The organism is Dietzia sp. ANT_WB102 (assembly GCF_008369165.1).
In the GTDB taxonomy this organism is placed as follows: domain Bacteria; phylum Actinomycetota; class Actinomycetes; order Mycobacteriales; family Mycobacteriaceae; genus Dietzia.
This window is the reverse complement of the sequence record NZ_VOBA01000002.1, coordinates 415,284-431,644: the sequence shown is the minus strand read 5'-3', so window position 1 is coordinate 431,644 and position 16,361 is coordinate 415,284. Positions and strand designations below refer to the sequence as shown.

General features: G+C 66.8%; 15 protein-coding genes and 1 riboswitch. Of the genes, 6 read left to right on the top strand and 9 right to left on the bottom strand.

All coding sequences use genetic code 11. The annotated features are described in order from the left end of the window. Positions 1–24 precede the first annotated feature (24 nt). Genes FQ137_RS13700 through FQ137_RS13680 form a run of 5 tightly spaced genes read right to left on the bottom strand, consistent with a single transcriptional unit; the run spans position 25 to position 4,101 of the window. The gene (locus FQ137_RS13700; RefSeq protein WP_149293150.1) at positions 25–1,431 is read right to left on the bottom strand and encodes a class II 3-deoxy-7-phosphoheptulonate synthase; all 1,407 of its coding nucleotides are present in this window, start codon (positions 1,429–1,431) and stop codon (positions 25–27) included. Positions 1,432–1,467: 36 nt separating this feature from the next. Continuing rightward, positions 1,468–1,965 carry a polyadenylate-specific 3'-exoribonuclease AS gene (locus tag FQ137_RS13695; protein ID WP_149293149.1) on the bottom strand — a complete coding sequence of 166 codons (498 nt, stop codon included), beginning with the start codon at positions 1,963–1,965 and terminating at the stop codon, positions 1,468–1,470. 4 nt (positions 1,966–1,969) lie between these two features. Then, positions 1,970–2,719 carry a 1-acyl-sn-glycerol-3-phosphate acyltransferase gene (locus FQ137_RS13690; RefSeq protein ID WP_149293148.1) on the bottom strand — a complete coding sequence of 250 codons (750 nt, stop codon included), beginning with the start codon at positions 2,717–2,719 and terminating at the stop codon, positions 1,970–1,972. A gap of 36 nt (positions 2,720–2,755) precedes the next feature. Continuing rightward, positions 2,756–3,643, bottom strand: coding sequence for a hypothetical protein (locus tag FQ137_RS13685; protein ID WP_149293147.1), 888 nt, complete (start codon positions 3,641–3,643; stop codon positions 2,756–2,758). Next, on the bottom strand, positions 3,640–4,101 hold the full coding sequence (locus FQ137_RS13680) for an SRPBCC family protein (RefSeq protein WP_149293146.1): 462 nt from the start codon (positions 4,099–4,101) through the stop codon (positions 3,640–3,642). Before FQ137_RS13680 ends, FQ137_RS13685 begins: the two co-directional genes overlap by 4 nt. 139 nt (positions 4,102–4,240) lie before the next feature. On the opposite strand from FQ137_RS13680, the gene FQ137_RS13675 reads away from it, so the two are divergent. Beyond that, positions 4,241–6,040, top strand: coding sequence for a long-chain fatty acid--CoA ligase (locus FQ137_RS13675; RefSeq protein WP_149293145.1), 1,800 nt, complete (start codon positions 4,241–4,243; stop codon positions 6,038–6,040). A gap of 52 nt (positions 6,041–6,092) precedes the next feature. On the opposite strand, the gene FQ137_RS13670 is transcribed toward FQ137_RS13675, so the two are convergent. The 3 genes from FQ137_RS13670 to FQ137_RS13660 all read right to left on the bottom strand — a co-directional run bounded on the left by FQ137_RS13670 (position 6,093) and on the right by FQ137_RS13660 (position 8,816). Beyond that, complete coding sequence (locus FQ137_RS13670) at positions 6,093–7,226, bottom strand: glycosyltransferase family 4 protein (protein ID WP_149293144.1); 1,134 nt, start codon at positions 7,224–7,226, stop codon at positions 6,093–6,095. 529 nt (positions 7,227–7,755) lie between these two features. Next, complete coding sequence (locus FQ137_RS13665; RefSeq protein ID WP_149293143.1) at positions 7,756–8,355, bottom strand: C40 family peptidase; 600 nt, start codon at positions 8,353–8,355, stop codon at positions 7,756–7,758. Between the two features lie 12 nt (positions 8,356–8,367). Further along, positions 8,368–8,518, bottom strand: a riboswitch (cyclic di-AMP (ydaO/yuaA leader). 79 nt (positions 8,519–8,597) lie between these two features. Then, entirely contained in the window at positions 8,598–8,816 is a 219-nt protein-coding gene (locus FQ137_RS13660; protein WP_149293142.1) for a hypothetical protein, read from the bottom strand. 153 nt (positions 8,817–8,969) lie between these two features. On the opposite strand from FQ137_RS13660, the gene FQ137_RS13655 reads away from it, so the two are divergent. Then, positions 8,970–10,601 carry a DEDD exonuclease domain-containing protein gene (locus FQ137_RS13655; protein ID WP_255584363.1) on the top strand — a complete coding sequence of 544 codons (1,632 nt, stop codon included), beginning with the start codon at positions 8,970–8,972 and terminating at the stop codon, positions 10,599–10,601. Here FQ137_RS13655 and trpD read toward each other — a convergent pair. Beyond that, the gene (gene trpD, locus FQ137_RS13650) at positions 10,588–11,646 is read right to left on the bottom strand and encodes an anthranilate phosphoribosyltransferase (RefSeq protein WP_149293140.1); all 1,059 of its coding nucleotides are present in this window, start codon (positions 11,644–11,646) and stop codon (positions 10,588–10,590) included. The two genes, FQ137_RS13655 and trpD, sit on opposite strands and share 14 nt — an antisense overlap. Before the next feature lie 292 nt (positions 11,647–11,938). On the opposite strand from trpD, the gene FQ137_RS13645 reads away from it, so the two are divergent. The 4 genes from FQ137_RS13645 to FQ137_RS13630 all read left to right on the top strand — a co-directional run bounded on the left by FQ137_RS13645 (position 11,939) and on the right by FQ137_RS13630 (position 16,297). Continuing rightward, a complete protein-coding gene (locus tag FQ137_RS13645; RefSeq protein ID WP_149293139.1) occupies positions 11,939–12,550 on the top strand; it encodes a heme-copper oxidase subunit III in 612 nt (203 codons plus the stop codon). An 86-nt stretch (positions 12,551–12,636) separates the two neighbouring features. Further along, positions 12,637–13,491 (top strand): c-type cytochrome, encoded by an 855-nt coding sequence (locus FQ137_RS13640; RefSeq protein ID WP_255584390.1) that lies wholly within the window; start codon positions 12,637–12,639, stop codon positions 13,489–13,491. Continuing rightward, a complete protein-coding gene (locus FQ137_RS13635; RefSeq protein ID WP_149293137.1) occupies positions 13,488–14,678 on the top strand; it encodes a ubiquinol-cytochrome c reductase iron-sulfur subunit in 1,191 nt (396 codons plus the stop codon). Before FQ137_RS13640 ends, FQ137_RS13635 begins: the two co-directional genes overlap by 4 nt. After that, positions 14,675–16,297, top strand: coding sequence for a cytochrome bc complex cytochrome b subunit (locus tag FQ137_RS13630; protein WP_149293136.1), 1,623 nt, complete (start codon positions 14,675–14,677; stop codon positions 16,295–16,297). The genes FQ137_RS13635 and FQ137_RS13630 overlap by 4 nt, the downstream gene beginning before the upstream one ends. The last annotated feature ends 64 nt before the right edge of the window (positions 16,298–16,361 follow it).

Below are 16,361 nucleotides of genomic sequence, written 5' to 3'. Positions count from 1 at the left end.
CGCTGGGGGCGTCTGGCGCCGGTATCAGCTGCGCAGCATCTCCGCCACGAGGTAGGCCAGCTCGAGCGACTGCTGGGTGTTGAGCCGCGGGTCGCAGGCGGTCTCATAGCGGCCCGCGAGATCGAGATCCGAGATGTCCTGGGCGCCGCCGAGACACTCCGTGACGTCCTCACCGGTGAGCTCGATGTGGATGCCGCCCGGGTGTGAACCGAGAGCGTGGTGGACCTCGAAGAAGCCCTGGACCTCGTCGATGATTCGATCGAAGTGGCGGGTCTTGTAGCCGTTCGACGTCGAGTGGGTGTTGCCGTGCATGGGGTCGCACTGCCAGATGACCTTGTGGCCCGTCGCCTCGACCGCCTGGACGATCGGGGGCAGGGCGTCGCGAACCTTGTCGTTACCCATCCGGGAGACGAGGGTCAGGCGACCCGGCCGATTATGGGGGTCGAGCTTCTTTACGTAGTCGACCGCCAGTTCGGGCGTGGTGGAGGGCCCGATCTTCAGACCGATCGGGTTCTGGATCAGTGAGACGAACGCGACGTGGGCGTCGTCGATGCCGCGCGTACGCTCGCCGATCCACAGGAAGTGCGCCGACAGGTCGTACAGCCCCTGCTCGGCGTCTCCGGTCAGTCCGGTGCCATCGTCGGCCAGACGTAGCATGGCCCGCTCATAATCCAAGACCAGTGCCTCGTGGGAGGAGAAGATGTCGGCCGAGCGCAGGTTCGAATCCGACACCCCGCAGGCATCCATGAAACGAAGGCCGCGATCCACCTCGGCGGCGAGGGCCTCGTAGCGGGCGCCCGCCGGCGACCCCGCGACAAACTCCATATTCCACTCGTGGACACGGTGCAGGTCAGCTGTGCCGGAGGCCGTCAGCGCGCGGACCAGGTTCATCGCCGCCGCTGCATTGGCGTACGCGCGGACCAGGCGCGAGGGGTCGTGCTCGCGCGCGGCCTCGTCCGCGTCGAGACTGTTGACCATGTCGCCCCGGTAGGACAGCAGCCCGGCGCCGTCGCGGTCTGCGGAGCGGGGCTTGGCGTATTGACCGGCGATCCGGCCGACCTTGACGACGGGCATCGAGGCACCGTAGGTGAGTACCACCGACATCTGCAGCAGGGTGCGGATAACGCCCTTGATATGCGGCTCGGTATTCGCCTCGAACGTCTCGGCGCAGTCGCCGCCCTGGAGCAGGAACGCACGACCGTGCGCGACGTCAGCGAGGCGGTCGGAGAGGTGCTCGACCTCCGAGGGAACACAGATCGGCGGCACGCTCTCGAGGACCTTACGCATTGCCGCAGCATGACCCGGATCCCAGGAAGGCTGTTGCAGGGCAGGCCTTGAGAGGGCTTCGGCCAACTGCCGATCGAGGTCCGCGGAGAGCGGCGGCAGGTCGGGAAGTTGCGCGATGTCGACGTCGACTGTCCAGTTGCTCACCCCGGCGACGATACGCCACGACCGGTGGAGTGAACCTCAGAGACCCAGGTGGGGAGCCCTCGTTGCGATGGCGCGGAAGCGCATCAGGGCATGACGCGCATCGGCCAGTGCGTCGTGTTCTCCTCCGGGATGCGGGGGCAGATCTGGCTTGCCGGCGAGCTCCCAGAGTTGGCGGACATCCCGCGTGAACCGGGGCATGGCGGCCGGCAGGGTCGTCATGTCACCCCACAGTTGGGACACGGCCACATGGTCGTACGCCCCGATCCAGGCCCACATCTCGACCGTCCCGGTCGGCGGGGCGGTGACAAAGGCGTAGAGCTCGTCACGAATACGGTTCCGCGACATCCACGCCGCCGACGACGGGTTAGGCAGCTTCGGCAGAACGTTGCGCCGCACCCACGGCCCGGCCGCCGACGCGTCGAACTCGGTGGACACAGCGTAGAACTCACGGCCGTCCTCAGCCACGATCCCCACGGAGACCAGCTCTATCGTCGTGCCGTCCTCGATGAACTCGCAGTCGTAGAAGTAGCGCACGAGATCAGCGCTGTCCTTCGATGGGCTGGTCGAGCAGGTTACGCCCGGACTCGCGCGCAGCGTCGTAGCGCTTCTTCATCTCGGCGCCGTAGATGTCATGCACATATTCCTGGCCGGTCAACGCCTGGATCCGACGCATGATCTCGTCGGTGATCTCACGTTCCGCGGCCCGGTCGCCCGCTCGACCGGCCCACGGGGCCAGATCGAGCGGATCGCCGAGCATCACTCTGACCTCGGAGCGACGGCCCAAGCGGAATTTGGCGAGCCGGCGTACATATTCGGAGGTTCCGACAACGCCCACCGGGATGATCGGGGCCCCGGCGCGGAGTGCAAGGCGGGCGGGCCCGGTCTTGCCGCGGTACAGGCGACCGTCCGGCGACCGCGTCCCCTCCGGATAGATGCACAGAATCTCCCCCGACGAGAGGACCTCGAGCCCAGCATCGAGGGCGGCCTGGGCGGCGTCAGCGTTCGTGCGGTCGATCGGATGCTGGCCCGACCCCGCGAAGAACCACCGGCTGAGCATCCCGCGGATACCGGTTCCGGTGAAGTAGTCGCTCTTCGCCAAGAACGTCACCCGGCGGGGCAGGAGCAACGGGGTGAACAGCCAGTCCGCTACCGACTGGTGATTGCCAACCAACAGTGCGGCACCGCGCTCGGGGAAGTGCTCGAGGCCGGTGACGACCGGACGGCTGGTCAGCCGCAGGAACGGGCCGATGAGCACGTATTTGAACAGGTAGTACAGCAACGTGGGCACCGGTCCTCTTGTGATGACTGTCGACGAATGCGCATACTACCCGGCGCAGTCGGCGGATCCGGACGGCACGAGGTTCGGAGGCCACAGATCTGGGTCCGGCAGGAAGTTGATGACCAATCGAGCGGCGTCGGGGTCGTACGCGGATCCGGTGAGCACGCATCGGGACAGCAGTGCGGGCAGGGGCACCACGGTCCGGAACCCGTCGAATTCCAGGCGGAGCCGGTCCCCCTCGATCGACACCGGCGCGGCCGGGCGGGTTGGTGCGGGGTATTCGCAGAGGTATCCGCCCTCGCCATCAGGAGCCACCACCGGGGCGACGGCGCCGCGGGCCAGGGCCGCCATGGCAGCGGTATCGCCGGTCCGTGACCCCGCCACCACGATCTCGACGGGCCCGGCCAGGAAGTCCGCCACGTCACCAGCTAGCCGCGCGAGCCGGTGCGCCTCGCGGAGCCGCGCGTCGGCGCGACCGCCCGCTGCCATAGAAGCGAAGCGCACATTGGCGGGCCAGCGCGATTCTACGAAGGCGGCGAGTTCCCCGGCCGCAGCGAGCCGGCGAATCGCGGTCAGTTCCCCGTCCAGTTCGACCACGACGACGTCCCAGAAGTCGGACATCGCTGCGCGGCGCGCGTACTCCCATCCGAGCACCGCAGCCAGGGGGGTATCGCCCCCAACTGCGAGCGCGGCCAGGACGTCGTCGTCCGGGTTGGCGGCACCGGACCGGTAGGCCTCGAGCCTCGCCCGACTGTCGTCGACGCGAAGCTCCACAGGGCCGTCCGCCGAGACGTCGAGACGGGGATCCATGGCGTCGGGATGACCGGTCAAGACCAGCGCAGTGCACCCCGGGCGCTCAAGAATGTCGGCGGTGGTGCGTGCGCGGTCCTCGGGGCCGCCCCCGAGGACGATGACGACCCGTGTCCTGATCACCGCGACTCCGCCCGGCGCTTCAGTTCACTCAACGCATCGCCGAGGATCCGCCGCTGGGCACGACTCCGCAGACTCCCGATCACCGGGACGGTCAGTTCGATCTCGAGCTCGTAGTCCACCCGCGTACCGCCCTCCACGGGTTCGAGCCGGTAGCTTCCCCGTTGAGCTCTCTGCAACGTAGAGCTCTCGAGACGCCACTCGACGCTCCGGTCATCCGCCGACCAGGAGTAGACGAGGACGTACTCGTCGGCGATCGCGCCCGCCTCGAGCTCGAACCGCACCCGGTCAGGACGGCCGTCGGGACCCTCTGACAGGACTTCGGCGGCGCGGATGGACGCTGACCACCGAGGGTAAGCAGCAAAATCGGAGATGACTGCCATGACGTCCTCCACGGGCGCGTCGACCACTGTGGAGTTTCTGGTCGGCCAGACCTCAGGTGCACCGTCGTGCTCGCTCATACCCTCTAGCTTCACATATCCCGCCTTGTAAAGCGTCTCGCCTGCCACGCCCGGAGGATGGGCGACGTGGCCGCCAGGTCACCCCGGCGATAGTGTGTGGTCACCGACATACATTGAACGTCTCCACCGGGAGGACCCTTTGCGCGAATACGTCGCGGTACCAGCCAACTTCACCGTCCCTGACGACTGGTCCTGCGTTCAGTCGGCATACGACCGAGAGGAACAGACCCCGGAAAACGTGGCGTTCCAGAAACCTGTCGACGGCCGGTGGACTGACGTCACCAACCGCGAGTTCGCCGAGGAGGTCCGGACGATAGCCCGCGGCCTGGTGGCACGGGGTGTCCAGGCGGGCGACCGGGTCGCGCTGTTGAGCTCCACCCGGTACGAGTGGAACGTCATCGACTTCGCGATCTGGGCCGTTGGCGCGGTCACCGTCCCGGTGTACGACAGCTCGAGCGCCGACCAGATCCATTGGATCATGGAGGACTCCGCTGCGCGGCTGATCATAGTCGAGAACGACAAGCACGCCGCCACCGCTCGGCAGGGCGTGGACGGACTGGACGTTGACGACATCCTAGTGATCGACGGTGCCGCCCCAGCCCTGGAGATCCTGACTGCGGAGGGCGCGTCGGTCGACTTCTCGGTTCTCGACGAGCGCCGGGCCTCCGTGCGTGCCGATTCCCCCGCGACGTTGATCTACACCTCTGGCACCACGGGCCGCCCCAAGGGCGTCATGCTCAGCCACCGCAACTTCATGTCCGAAGCCCTGGCTGTTCTGGAGACGCCGTTCAGGGAGTACCTGCGCAACGAGGCGACCACGGTGATGTTCCTGCCCCTGGCCCACGTGCTTGCGCGCGCCATCACCTACGCCGGTTTCCACGCGGGCGTAAAGATCGCCCACTCGTCGGACCTGTCCAATCTCGTAGGCACGTTCGCCGAGATGAAGCCGCACTACATCCTGGCCGTGCCGCGCGTCTTCCAAAAGGTCTTCAACACGGCCCAGGCCACCGCGCAGGACGGCGGCACGGTCAAGGCCTGGATGTTCGACAAGGCCGCCGACACGGCGGTCGCGTACTCCAAGGCCAATCGGGGTGAGGGCCGGGTGGGTCCGCTCCTCAAGCTCCGCCACGCAATCTTCTCCAAGCTGGTCTACGCAAAGCTGGTCGGTGCACTTGGTGGGCGTTGCGAGGTCGCAATCTCCGGCGGTGCGGCGCTGGGTGAGCGCCTCACCCACTTCTTCGACGGCATCGGGGTCAACATTTTCGAGGGTTATGGCCTGACTGAGACCTGTGCCGCGATCGCGGTCAACACGCCCGGCCACATGCGGATCGGCAGTGTCGGGCAGCCGCTGCCCGGCTGCGCGATCCGGATCGCGCAGGACGGGGAGGTCGAGGTCAGCGGGCCCGTCGTGGCCTCGGGCTACTGGCAGAACGAGAAGGCGACCTCCGAGGCCTTCATCGACGGGTGGTTCCGTACCGGTGACCTCGGTTCGCTGGACGAGGAGGGCTACCTGACGATCACCGGCCGAAAGAAGGAGATCATCGTCACGGCCGGAGGAAAGAACGTTTCGCCCAGCCAGCTCGAGGACGCGCTGCGCGCGGATCCGCTCGTAGCCGAGGCGGTGTGCGTTGGCGACGGGAAACCGTTCGTCTCCGTGCTGCTGACCCTCGACCCCGAGGCGGTCGAGCGGTGGAAGAGACACAACGACAAGTCTGGTTCGTTGTACGAGCTACTCAAGGATGCCGACATGATCGAGCACCTCGATAAAGCCCTGGCGCGGGCCAACCGGACCGTCTCGCACTCCGAGTCGATCAAGAAGTACCACGTGCTGCCAGACCAGTTCACCGAGGAGACCGGTGAACTCACCGCGTCGCTGAAGGTCAAGCGCAATGTCGTGCACCAGAAGTACGCCCGCCAGATCGAGTCGTTCTACTCCTGATCCACCTGCGCGGCCTGATCCACCTGCGCGGCGGAACGCGTGCTCTCGAGGGTTACTCCCCCGAGAGCACGCGTTCCATGTTTTTGGCCAGGTCTTCCCAGCGCCAATTCTCCAGGACCCAGGTGCGGCCGCGCACTCCCATGGCGGAGGCTCTAGGCCGGTCCTCGAGTAGACCGGCGACAGCGTCCGCGACCTCCCCGTCCGAGGTTCCGTTCACGATCAACCCAGTCCGCCCGTCTCGGACGGTCTCCGGAGCGCCGCCGCTCCGGCCTGCCACGACTGGAACCCCGCACGCGGACGCCTCAAGGTAGACGATCCCCAGCCCCTCGACGTCCAACCCTCCCCCGCGGGTCCTGCACGGCATGGCGAAGACGTCTGCCAGTCGGTGGTGGTCGACGATCTCGTCCGCCGGAACTCGTCCGGTGAAGATGACCCGGTCCGCCACTCCCAGGCGGCGGGCCATTGCCTCCAGTGTGCGCCGGTATGGCCCCCCGCCGACGACGACGAGGACCGCTCCGGGCACTCGTCTCGCGATCTCCGGCATCGCCCGGATGAGCGCGTCCTGTCCCTTCCGCGGCACGAGTCGGGAAAGACACACGATGACGTCGCGGTCGGCGACTCCGTACCGGTCACGGATCGCCCTACGCCGGGCCGGATCCGGCCGGAACCTCTCCGTATCGACCCCGCCCGGCTGATGTATGAGACGCGCGCGGGGGCCGAACGCGGCCGCGAACCGCCTCCGCGTGTAGTCGCTCACGTAGGTGACCGCGTCGGTGGACTCCCCGATCAGTCGGAGGACCTGGCGGGATCCCGGGAGCATGGACCAGCCGACCTCGTGGCCGTGCGTGCTCGCGACTATGCGGTCCACGGGGCCCTCCCGCAGCACTGGCGCCATGGCTGCGAGGGGGGCGGCGGCCCCGAACCAGATTGTGGTCGCGCCGAAGTCCGAGGCGAGTCTCCTCGCGCGCGCCGCGAGGTCCGGTGTCGGGAGCAATATCTCGGTTGGCACCCTCTCCACCAGGTAAGGCTTGCCGGCGTCGTACTGCGCTGATTCACCACCCCGGAACGTCGAGGCGAGCACTGCGACATCCGTTGGGTCCAGGTAGCTCAGATACGTCTCCAGGTACGACTGGATCCCACCCGGCCGTGGCGGGTAGTCGTTGGTGATCAACAGCGTTTTGGTCATCGACTCCGAGCCTGCCACAGAATCGGATGCGCCCCTGCCCCGCCCGGTGCCACGGAGCCGCCGCGGCCGCCGCTCGTGCGACATGTCTGAGGGGTGACGCGTCCACCGACGCCGCCTGGAGGAATCCAGCGCACCGGTAGTAGCCCCAGACAGTTGGCGGAGAGCGTCGAGCCTGTGAACCAGGTCGCTGGGGCTCGTCGCGAGGACAGCAGCGCGGGTCGCCCCAGATTCCCCGCCCCGGGATCATCGAGGTAGTAGATGCCGTGGTCTGGGCTCCCGGCCACTGCGACGTCGAGGATCAACGAGGTGGCAGCGGCCGCGGCGATCGCAACCGCGCTGGGGTAACGGCGCATCTGGTGTTGTCGAACCCTTGGATTGGGATCGTGGGCCTCACGGGTGTCAACGTCATGTCGACGCCTACCGTGAAATTGGGTAACCGAGTGGGATGTTGCAGACGACGGACCCCGCCGGTGACCGGTTCATCACCGGACGCCGACGGGGTCTGCGAAGCTCTGGGAGTCGGACCGACTCAGTAGTATCGGGTCGCGCCGTAGAACGGCATGGAGTCCAACGGGGCGTAGCTCACCGAGGTGCCCGAGTACGGGGCGTGGACGACCTGGCCGTTGCCAGCGTAGATCCCCACATGGCTGGCGCCGCTGTAGAAGGCGACAATGTCACCGGGCTGCAGGTCGGCCTTGGACACCTGCGTGCCCCCACCGATCTGGGCCTGGCTGGTACGCGGGATGGAGATACCCGCCTCCTTGTAGGCCCACGAGGTCAGACCTGAGCAGTCGAACGAACTCGGGCCGGTTGCGCCCCAGACGTAGGGCGAACCGACGCGGGTGCTGGCTGCGTCAAGGATGCGCTGACCGGTCGAGACGACCGGCGCGGGGGCGGCGAACTCAACGGGGGCCGCCTGGGCGAGACCGGCCGGGAGTTCGATGCCCTCCGGGAGGTCGAAGCTGACCTGGGTCGGCACACCGGGCAGGTGCAATTCGACGGGGACGTCGACGGTGACGGGCGCGGCGGCGGCGGTCCCAGAGCCGGCGACAGCCGCTCCGGCTGCGAGCAGGCCGGCGGCGGCGACACGACGGCCGGTCGAGCTGGTCTTGATGCTGTGGGCTCCCACGAAGACTGTTCCTCTTTCTTCCTGCGACACCGACCGGGTTAGCTGACGGGTTCGGACACGGAAGTCTGTCCTACGCTCTTCGGGCCAGTTGGCCCTCGTGCGATTCACCCCAGTGGATCTTGGTTCCCCGGTGCACCCTTCGGCGCTTAGGCGTGACCCCGGCTCCCCACCGGCGGGCGGGCGATGACTTCCGAGGTCTCGAAAAGGTTACGAAACCGTCTCTTCGAAGTCCAGTTCATCGCTCACGCGGCGGCCTCAACATCCAGAATCTCGATCGCCGAGACCATTCCGAGCCCCCTCAGCACGTCGATAGCGTCACGAACCTCTGGGTCCAGAACGTAGCCACACGACTCCGGCGAAAGCTCGTCCACCTGCACATTTCCGCCATCAAGCACGGACAGGATGCACCCATCACAAACATCGGGCCGAGCCGGGCAACTGCCGCAATCGATCGAGAACATGATCTACCTCACACTTCGTCCTGGGCGTGTTGCCCGTTCGTTACCGAGCCGCTATCCGGTCCGGAGGGGTCGTTGCGCATCGCACCCTAGAAAGGAGGTCCGACAAGCACTGCGAGGACGGACTTGTCGGAGGGCGCCGCTACCGTCGCCGGCATGTCCCGATCCCCCTCCCCCGTGACAACCGGGGTGCAGGTCGCGTTCGACGAGCTCGAACCACTACTCTCCGACGTCACCTTTGTGGTGGTGGATCTGGAGACGACAGGCACAAGGCCCGGTAGCGACGAGATCACCGAGATTGGAGCGGTGCGCGTCCGTGGCGGTGAGGTGCAGGCGGAGTTGTCGACGTTCGTCGCGATCAGCGGAGCTCTTCCCGGCCACATCAGCAGACTGACCGGGATCGCCCCCGGGGACCTGGTTGGCGCACCGGCTCTCGGGGAGGTCATGTCGACTTTCCTCGAGTTCTCGCGCGGCGCCGTCGTGGTGGCACACAACGCGCGGTTCGACCTGGGGTTCCTGCGGGCCGCCGCCGCAACCACAGGGCACCCGTGGCCTGATCCGCCTTCTCTCTGCACACTGTCTCTCGCCAGGCGGGTCTTGCACCGCGGGGAGACTCGGGGGCATCGACTCGGAGTACTCGCCGCCCACTTGGGGGCCACCGTCGAACCCAACCACCGAGCCCTGCAGGATGCGCGCGCCACGGTAGATGTCCTGCACGCACTGATCTCGCGTGTGGGTGACTGCGGTGTCTCGACGCTCTCGGAACTGCGCGCATACGACGGTCGCCTGGCCCCCGAAGTGAGAAGGCGCGCAACCATGACCGAGTCGCTCACCGGCGGGCCGGGCGTCTACGTGTTCCGTGACGAGTCCGGCGGAGCACTGTACGTCGGGTCGTCCGGCGCCGTCCGTAGACGGGCACGCTCCTATTTCTCCGGCGGGGACACGCGCGGACGGATGCGCACCATGGTCGGACTGGCGTCCTCCGTCGACTCGGTGGCCTGTGCCCACCTCCTCGAGGCGTGGACCGTCGAGGAACAGCTCATCGACTCACTGCAGCCGCCGTACAACACGCGCTCGCGCAGCCCTCGGCGCGGCTGGTGGCTCACGCCGCCCACCGGTCGGGCCACCCGACCACGGGTCATCAGGACCCCGGACGACCCGTCAGCCATCGGGCCGTTCCGGCGGGCCGAGGACGCGCGGGTCGCCTGGGAGGATCTCCTCGGTGAGCTCGGTACCGACCCGGGAGCCGATTGCTGGGCGGCATTGGCGGACGGGCGGGACTCCGGCCCGCTCCGTGACCTAGTCGACCGGGTCGCGGCTTTGGCGGCCGAGGGCGCGTTCGAGCGGGCTGCACGGCTCCGGGATCGCACCGCTGCGCTCGTGCGTGTGCTCGCCCGGCGGCAGGAGCTCGCCGCCACGGCTGCGCTTCCCGAGGTCGTGCTCGTGCAACCGGCACCACGCCGCACCTGGGCGGTGGCAGTGGTACGACACGGTCGTCTCGCCGGCTCGGGGGTCGTCCCACCCGGTGCTGCACCCATGCCCGTCATCGACGGACTCCGAGCGGCCGCGACCACCGTGACTGCAGGACCCGGGCCCTTCGCCGGAGCCACCGCCGCCCAAATCCGGAACGTCCACCGATGGATCGATTCGACGCCGACCCGCATCGTCTCAGTCGAGGGGTGCTGGTCGCTCCCCCTGGATGGTGCGCACACACTCGCCGGCTGGGCGGAGCAGGCCGAGAAAGCCGCCGCCGAACATCGCGGACCCGCCGCGTTCAGCTCACGCTGAACGCGGCCCATTTCTCGAGCAGCCGCGCAGCTTCGCCGTCGTCAATCACCGCTGCGGCCCGGTCCACCCCCGCGCGCATGGCGGCGACCAGATCGGCACCACGCTCGAGGCCGTCGAAGGCCACCAGCGCGGCCGCAGAGTTCAGTAACACCGCGTCGCGGACGGGGCCCGGCGCGCCCGCGAGGAGATCGCGCGCGACCCCGGCGTTGTGGACACCGTCCCCGCCGCGCAGTTCCTCGATCGAGCAGGTACTCAACCCGAAATCGCCGGGTTCGATCTGGTCCTCGTCCACGTGGCCACCCGAGACCCGCAGAACCCGAGTGGGGCCGGTCAGGGTGATCTCGTCAAGCCCGTCCGAACCACGTACCACGAGCGCCGACTTCCCGCGCAGCGCGAACACCTCAGCCATCACCGTCATCAGGCTCTCGAACGCGCAGCCGATGAGATTGGCCGCAGGGGCGGCCGGGTTCGTGAGCGGACCGAGGATGTTGAACACGGTCGGAATCCCGATCTCCCGACGGGGAGTCGCGGCGAATCGCAATGCGGGATGAAATACGGGTGCAAAGCAGAAAGCCACACCGACCTCGTCCAGGCACCGCCCCACGTCCTCTGGGCCGAGATCGATCGCCACCCCAAGAGCCTCCAGGACGTCGGCTCCGCCGCTCTTGGAGGATGCCGCCCGGTTCCCGTGTTTGACCACAGGCACTCCGCAGGCGCTCACCACTAGTGCCGACATTGTCGAGATGTTCACCGTGCCCTGCCGGTCCCCGCCCGTCCCGACAATGTCCACGCAGGCGCGATCGGTGGGCACCCGATGCGAATAGTCGAGCATGGTCGACGCGAGCGCGTCGAGCTCCGGACCGGTGACACCTTTCATCTTGAGGGCCACCCCGAACGCGGCGATCTGAGCGTCAGTCGCAACACCCTCCATGATCCGGGCCATGGCCCAGCGGGCATCCGTCGGGTCGAGATCTTTGCCAGCAGTGAGGGTGCCGAGGACCCCGGGCCATGACTGCCCCCCGTCGAACGCTGCCGAACTGCCCACGTGTCCCGACCTCCTCTGGTGTCATGAAAGCGAGCCCACACCGCAGGGGGACCGCGCACACGTGGTCAATCGTGCCACTGGGCCGACCTGACGCGAGCGCGGACTCCCCGCACGCACTCGTGCGAAGAACCGCTCAGGGCGCCTGAGAGCGCCCTGATAGCCCCTGCAAGGGGGACCACTTGCGACCTGTGACGTGGCGAAATCTGAGACGACCTGCAGAAACGCTGAACTGACACGCCGATTTCGGGGGTCCATGCAGACTCATCGCTCTTGAGGGGTCATACTTGGCCTCGTGACGAGCGCAGTAGATAACTCAGGATCGGCCATGGCCCAGCGTGTTCATTCGCTGAATCGGCCGAACATGGTCAGTGTGGGCACCATTGTCTGGCTGTCCCAGGAGCTGATGTTCTTCGCGGGTCTGTTCGCGATGTACTTCGTCTCCAAGGCGAACTCGGGAGGTGACTGGCCCTCCTATCCGGTGCACCTCAACGTGCCGTTCGCCCTGACGATCACCGTCATCCTCGTGGCGTCGTCGTTCACCTGCCAGATGGGCGTATTCGCCGCCGAGCAGGGAGACGTCTTCGGACTCCGCCGCTGGTACGTCATCTCCGCGGTGATGGGCACGGTATTCCTCATCGGGCAGTCGTATGAGTACTTGGCACTGGTCCTTGAGGGCACCACCATCCCCTCGAGCGTGTACGCATCAGTCTTCTTCATCACCACCGGTTTCCACGGCCTCCACGTCGCGGCGGGAGTGATCGCCTTCGTCATCCTCGTCATGAGGACGACGATGTCTCGGTTCACGCCGGCACAGGCCACCGCCGCCATCGTGGTGTCGTACTACTGGCACTTCGTCGACGTGGTCTGGATTGGCCTCTTCGTCACCATCTACTTCATCCAGTAGTCAGCTGGCCGCAGGACGCTGTGTCCAGCAGGTCCCAACTCCAAAGGGAACTCACAATGAACTCACCTCACCCACCCGCTGCGGACATGCCGTCGCCGGACCCGGCGACGTCGCCGACGCGTCCGGCCTCGACCAAGCGGCGCCGTCAGGCGACCGGCGCGCTCGTCATCGCTGCCGGCCTGCTCGGCGCGGGAGCGATCGCCACGGCAGTCGTGCCCGAGCCCCAGGTGGCGACGGCCCAGCAGGACCAGGCCGCCCTCATCGCCGAGGGCAAGTCGATCTACGACGTCGCCTGCATCACCTGCCACGGGCAGAACCTGCAGGGCGTCGAGGACCGCGGCCCCTCACTCGTGGGCGTCGGCGCGGGCTCCGCCTACTTCCAAGTACATTCCGGCCGCATGCCTGCGGCCGACAACAAGGCCCAGGCGGAGCGCAAGAAGCCCCGCTACAGTGAGCACCAGATCATGGCCCTCGCGGCGTATGTCGACCTTCACGGTGGCGGGCCGGGACTGATCACCAATCCGGACGGCACTATCGCCCAGGAGTCGCTCCGCGGAGCGACCGGCGAGAACCGCGCCGAGGACATCGCTCGCGGTTCCGAGCTCTTCCGGCTCAACTGCGCGTCCTGCCACAACTTCACCGGCCGCGGTGGGGCCCTTTCGGCCGGTAAGTTTGCGCCGACTCTCGACCCTGCCAATGAGCAGGAGATCTACCAGGCGATGCTTACCGGCCCGCAGAACATGCCCAGATTCTCGGACCGCCAGCTCACGCCTGACGAGAAGAAGGACATCATCGCCTTCATCAAGGACACGGACAACAAGGTATCGCCGGGAGGCTACGGCCTCGGCGGCCTCGGTCCAGTGACCGAAGGTGTGGCCATGTGGCTTGTCGGCATCGTCGCCCTCATCGGTGCGACCCTGTGGATCGGATCCCGTTCATGAGTGAGACCCCGAAGAACCCGTCACCGGCCGACCTGGACCGGATGAGCGATGCCGAGCTCGTGAAGCTGGGCACCGAGCTAGACGAGGTCGAAGTCCGGCACCGCGAGGAGCGCTGGCCCGACGGAGTCACCACCCGCGCCGAGAAGCGTGCTGCACGGACCGTCACCACCTGGTTCGCGCTGTCGGCACTGTTCGGCCTCGCCTTTGCCGTCGTCTACATCTTCTGGCCGTGGGAGTACCGCGGTGAAGGTGAGGACGGCTACTGGCTCTACCTGGTCTACACGCCGCTCCTCGGCGTCACGATCGGTCTGTCGATCCTGTTCCTCGGCTTCGGCGCAGTGCAGTTCACCAAGAAGTTCATTCCCGAAGAGGTTTCGGTCCAGACTCGCCACGACGGTCCTTCGGATGACCTCGACCGCCGTACATTCGTCGCCGAGCTCAACGACTCGTGGAAGACGTCGACCCTCGGCCGCCGCAAGGTCATGGGCGGTTTCCTCGGTGCGGGTGTCGGACTCATCGGCCTCTCCGCGATCCTGCCCCTCGGTGGCATGATCAAGAACCCGTGGAAGCGCGGCGAGATGAACATCGCCGGAGACGGGACCCTGCACACCACCGGGTGGACGCTGGCGTCCGATAACCGTCCCGATGGCATGCCCGCGGAGAAGGTCTACCTCGGCCGCGACACCGGCAAGGTGTACCCCGATGGCACCCCGCCGGCCGGTGAGGGTCGCCTCGAGCGGATCCGCGTGGACGACCTCTCGGCCGGTGGCTTGGAGTCCGTCTTCCCTCTCCCCGCCAGCGCGTTGGGCAACTTCGAGGAGCAGATGCACTCGATCCACGGGCCGCGCAACTCGGTCATGCTCATCCGCTTCCGCCCCGAGGACGCAGCTCGCGTGACCAAGCGCAAGGGCCAGGAGAACTTCAACTACGGCGACCTGTACGCCTACTCGAAGATCTGCACCCACCTCGGCTGCCCCACCTCGCTGTACGAGCAGCAGACCCATCGATTCCTCTGCCCGTGCCACCAGTCGCAGTTCGATGCGCTCGAGTACGCGAAGCCGATCTTCGGCCCCGCCGCCCGTGCGCTTCCGCAGCTGCCCATCGCCGTCGACAGCGAGGGTTACCTCGTTGCCAACGGTGACTTCATCGAGCCGGTCGGACCTGCCTTCTGGGAGCGTCGTTCATGAGCAACAACACGAAACTCGCGGCACTGGGCGACGGCCTGGACTCGCGATACACCATGTCCAAGGGCTTGCGCCGGCAGATCAACAAGGTCTTCCCGACGCACTGGTCCTTCCTACTGGGCGAGATCGCCCTGTACAGCTTCATCATCCTGCTGATCTCGGGTGTTTACCTCACCCTGTTCTTCGACCCCTCGATGTCGAAGGTGATCTACCAGGGTGCGTACGCGCCGCTCAACGGCATCGAGATCTCCCGCGCCTACGAGACGGCGCTCACCATCTCGTTCGAGGTCCGTGGCGGACTCTTCGTGCGGCAGATCCATCACTGGGCGGCGCTGCTGTTCGTCGCCTCGATGGTCGTGCACATGATCCGCATCTTCTTCACAGGAGCATTCCGCCGCCCACGTGAAGCCAACTGGATCATCGGCTGCGTGCTGCTGCTCCTGGGCATCGTCGAGGGGTTCCTCGGCTACGGCCTGCCTGACGATGTTCTCTCGGGCACCGGTCTCCGGATCACCTCGAGCATCATCGTCGGCCTGCCCGTCATCGGGACATGGATGCACTGGATGATCTTCGGCGGGGACTTCCCCGGTGAACTGATGATCCCGCGCTTCTACGTTCTCCACGTCCTGATCATCCCGGCGATCATCCTCGCGCTGATCGCGGCTCACCTCGCGCTGGTCTGGTACCAGAAGCACACGCAGTTCCCCGGGCCCGGCCGCACCGAGAACAATGTCGTCGGTGTCCGGATCCTCCCGGTGTTCGCCGTCAAGTCCATCGCGTTCGGCGCCATCACGGTCGGCATGCTCATGCTCTTCTCGGGCTTGTTCACCATCAACGCGATATGGAACCTCGGGCCGTACAACCCGTCTCATATCTCGGCGGGCTCGCAGCCTGACTGGTACATGCTGTGGACTGAGGGTGGCGCCCGTGTGATGCCAGCCTGGGAGCTCTACCTTGGCCCGTACACCGTCCCGGCGACCACTTGGGTAGCCGTGATGCTCGGAGCGATGGTCGCCCTGATGTTCGCCTATCCGATGATTGAGGCCAAGGTCACCGGCGACAGGGCGCATCACAACCTGCTCCAGCGTCCGCGCGACGTGCCCGTTCGCACGGCCGCCGGCATGATGGCGATCACGTTCTATGTGATCCTCGTCCTGATGGGTACGAACGACCTCATCGCGTACCACTTCTCGATCTCGCTGAACGCGACGACATGGGCGGGCCGGATCGGCCTGATCGTCCTGCCGCCGCTGGTGTACTTCTTCACCTACCGCCTGTGCCTGGGTCTCCAGCGCGCGGACCGGGATGTGCTGGAGCACGGCATCGAGACCGGCATCATCATGCGGATGCCGCAGGGTGAGTTCATCGAGGTGCACCAGCCGCTCGGCGAGATCGACGAGCACGGCCACGCGGTCCCACTCGAGTACGCCGGCGCCAAGGTGCCTACCAAGATGAACCAGCTTGGTGTTGCGGGGCGTCCGATCCGGGGCGCGCTTACCGCCGACCCGATCGAGGAGGCCCGTCTGCTCGACGACGCCGAGCACGACAAGCACCACCGAGAGAATGCGATGCTCACCACACTGCAGGAAGAGAACCGGGCACGTCGCCACGACGAGCGCTGATTCCCCTCTAGCACCCGACTGCGGGCCGGATCTCCACTTGGAGGTCCGGCCCGCAGTCCTTTCA